Annotated in this window: 3 protein-coding genes and 1 pseudogene; 1 reads left to right on the forward strand and 3 read right to left on the reverse strand. The window is 67.4% G+C overall.

Annotation, left to right across the window (positions count from 1 at the left end; translation table 11 throughout):
• The 3 genes and pseudogenes from ABFX50_RS50410 to ABFX50_RS50420 form a co-directional block, all read right to left on the reverse strand.
• Nucleotides 1-448, reverse strand: a 448-nt coding sequence (locus tag ABFX50_RS50410) for an LLM class flavin-dependent oxidoreductase (RefSeq protein ID WP_346158387.1), incomplete at its 3' end; no start/stop codon positions are given.
• A 93-nt stretch (nucleotides 449-541) separates the two neighbouring features.
• Nucleotides 542-766 (reverse strand): annotated as a pseudogene (locus ABFX50_RS50415) (hypothetical protein); the annotation flags it as partial.
• 181 nt (nucleotides 767-947) lie between these two features.
• Nucleotides 948-1,316: a hypothetical protein gene (locus ABFX50_RS50420; protein WP_346158390.1), complete on the reverse strand. Its 369-nt coding sequence runs from the start codon at nucleotides 1,314-1,316 to the stop codon at nucleotides 948-950.
• Between the two features lie 670 nt (nucleotides 1,317-1,986).
• Here ABFX50_RS50420 and ABFX50_RS50425 point away from each other — a divergent pair.
• Nucleotides 1,987-2,643, forward strand: a complete 657-nt coding sequence (locus tag ABFX50_RS50425; protein ID WP_346158393.1) for an ATP-binding protein — start codon at nucleotides 1,987-1,989, stop codon at nucleotides 2,641-2,643.
• Nucleotides 2,644-3,027 lie beyond the last annotated feature (384 nt).

Below are 3,027 nucleotides of genomic sequence, written 5' to 3' on the forward strand. Positions count from 1 at the left end.
AGTCCAGCCGGATGCCCTCCAGATGGTGTGCGGCGCTCCCGCGGTCGACGGTGGCGCCGTTGAGCAGCTCGCGCACGACGTCGAAGGTCTCGGTGACCGCGCTCAGCGGGCGCGGGGGCAGCAGTCCCATCTGCCGCAGCCAGTGGGTGTTGCCGAGGCCCACGGCCGCCTTGACCCGCCCCGGGTAGGTCCTGGCCAGTCCTGCCAGCTCCATCGCCAGGACGGCGGGGTGCCTCGTCATCACGCTGGCCAGCCCCAGTCCCGCGGGCATGGCGCGGGTCGCGGCGAGCAGCTGCGTCAGCCCGGACATGCCGCCGGTGAAGAAGCAGTCCTCGGAGAACCACAGCTCCCTGAAGCCGAGCCGCTCCGCCAGCGCGGCTCCCTCTCTCAGCTCCTCCGGTGGCGTGAGGCTACCGAAGACGATCCCGATCGTGCCGGTGTTCATCATGTGTCCCTTTCTGGCTCCTTCTGGGGACGGTGGCCGCGCCCTCGACGGGAGCGAGCCCCCACCACACCGGAGCCAACCGGACACCATGTCCGCTTATTCCCCTGAGCCCGTGTCAGCGCCATATCGGCCCGCCGGGCGCCTTGGGAGAGGGCAGCGCCACGACGGGGTCGCGCCGGGCCGTGGTGTCGAGGCGCCTCTGGCGCAAGGGCAGCCAGACGCGGCAGCCAGCGGCACCAGAACCGGCGCGATGCCGAGCATGGTCGGCAGGATCAGGCCCACCGCGGCCAGGACCTCGAAAACCCCGATCGCCTTGACGGCGCCGACGCCGAAGTCTTCGACCTACCCCCGCCGGAACTTGCCGGGGGCGTCCCGGCAGTGGGCGTGTCATCCAACTTGGAGCATGCCTTGTCCCGGAATCAGGTCTACGTCACGCCGTTCGCGCGCGGAAGGACAGACGTACGTCCATCTGGGAGCGCACCGCGCCCTTGTCCATCGACTTCTAGGAGGGGCGTTGGGTGGCGGCTACGAGTCGGACCGCGACGGCGCGGCCACGTCGGACGATGGAGTCGGCGTGGCGTACCGCGGCTGGGGCGTCGTCGACGAGTTCGGCGTACTCGTCAACCAGAATGATCAATGCGGGGGAGGCTAGGGACGGCTCCCATACCCGCTCACCTTGTTGAGCCAGGTGGTCTGCGCGGCCGTCGAGGATGACGACAGCATCGGCCAACAGCGCTTCCGCCTCCTGCGGGGTGGTGGCCACCCGATCGGGACAGGATGCCCAGGGCAGCAGCTCCATGCCGCGCTTGAGATCGATACCCCAGACGATCACGCCTGGACATGCCGTCAGGGCCCCGAAGAGGACGTTCACGCCGCCGCTCTTGCCTGCCCCTGCTGCGCCGCGATGAGGGCATGTCGGCGTAGCAGAGACACCCGCACCGGACTGCCGTCCTCGGGATCGCTTCGTAGGCCTGTGGCGTGAGGTGCCCCGAGCGTGGAGTGGCGGGTGTAGCGCCTTTGACGATCTGGCCGCGCTCATGCAGCTCGACAGTGTCGCGGCGATCCGTAGGTGCCCTCGTGCTCGGCATGGATGGCGCGAATCTCCGGGGCGAGGCTCCTCGTCCTTGCGCCGCCGTTCGGCTCCTGCCGGTGCCGTCGGCAGCCGCCACCAGTTGGGTGATCGCCATCACCGGTGTCCCGCTGGCCGATGCCATGACGATCAACGCCGGCCGTATCCGGACCGAGTCGTGCTTACCGCGCCGGACCAGCCGCTGCAGTGTTTGCCCCTCTTGATCGGACAACCGCCGCACCCGCACAGGCTGTAGTTGTCGATCGTTCTGACCGCCAGGGCAGCGGGGCGACAGCCCACAGTTGGCTGCTGTGTTGGGCCAACAGCGGATGGTCCAGACCCTCTGGAAAAGACGCCCTTCTGAGCACAGTGTCACATGAACCGGCTCACTCCTCTGACATCGTGTCCGTTGCTGTGATTCACGTCACGGTCGCACAGTGAAGTGAACACCCAGATGAGGAGTGCAAGCGAGATGACTGGCTCCCGTGGTGAGAGATTGGGATGGCGGAGGGAATCCGCAGCCATCGCCCTGTTGACCTTTGCGGTCGACGCCGAGACACCGGTCCCGGCTGCAGGACGACGCTACGCCGACCAAGCCATGGCCATGCCGCACCAGGCTTATGACATACATGGAGGCCTGCCGCGTCTCTTCGGACGCCTGCAGTTCCAGGCGGGTGGCCTCGGCGGGCTCATCCGTGACGGCCTCGAGGTCGTCGCCCGCGCCTTCGACTGGCGCGCGGCAGATAGCAACCGTGCGCGGACGGCTTCGTGGAGGCTGGCGCCAGAGCTCGTCTCGGTGCCCAGAAGCCGGTGTCTGACCCGCGCCAGGCTGGCGCGTTGGGGACTGCGCGACCAGACCGCCGAGCTACTGGTCAGCGAGCTGGTCACCAACGCGGTGTGTCACGGGCGAGGCCCGGTCCTACTCACCCTTTTTGCCGAGGACGGCCTGCTGCGTTGTGAGGTAGGGGACGCGGAGGACACGCTGCCCGAGATGCGCTCGGCTTACAAAGACGACGAGAGCGGACGCGGGCTCTTCCTGCTGGACATGCTGTCTTGCTGCTGGGGCACCGACCGCACATCTGCAGGCAAGGTCGTCTGGTTTGAACTGCCGGTAAAGGGGCCCGCGTGATGCGCAGGATTCAGGTGCGCAAACCTCGCACCCGCACCCCGGACGCCGTCCCTGACCTGCGGACACCGTCGGGACGGCGACTGCCGTATTAACATCTTCGCCCCTCCGGCCCCCTCCATGGACGCCGGGCCGACTTCTTCCGATTCGGCCCGGCGTCCCCGGCCGAATGGCGCATGCTTCGTGCTGGAACCGCTGGCCGGGCGATGTCGACCTTCTCGGCCATCGTCAACGAGACATTGATCAAATACCTCGATGTAGCAATTGGAGCGCACTTTCGGTCAGCTTTCGGTTGCGTCCACGGGAGTGGTGTACGAGTTTTCGCTGGTGACAGGCGTGGCGCCGTGAAATGAAGACGGCCATCGCGTGATCCTTCGTGATTGCGAG

This window comes from Nonomuraea recticatena, assembly GCF_039533245.1.
In the GTDB taxonomy this organism is placed as follows: Bacteria; Actinomycetota; Actinomycetes; order Streptosporangiales; family Streptosporangiaceae; genus Nonomuraea; species Nonomuraea roseola.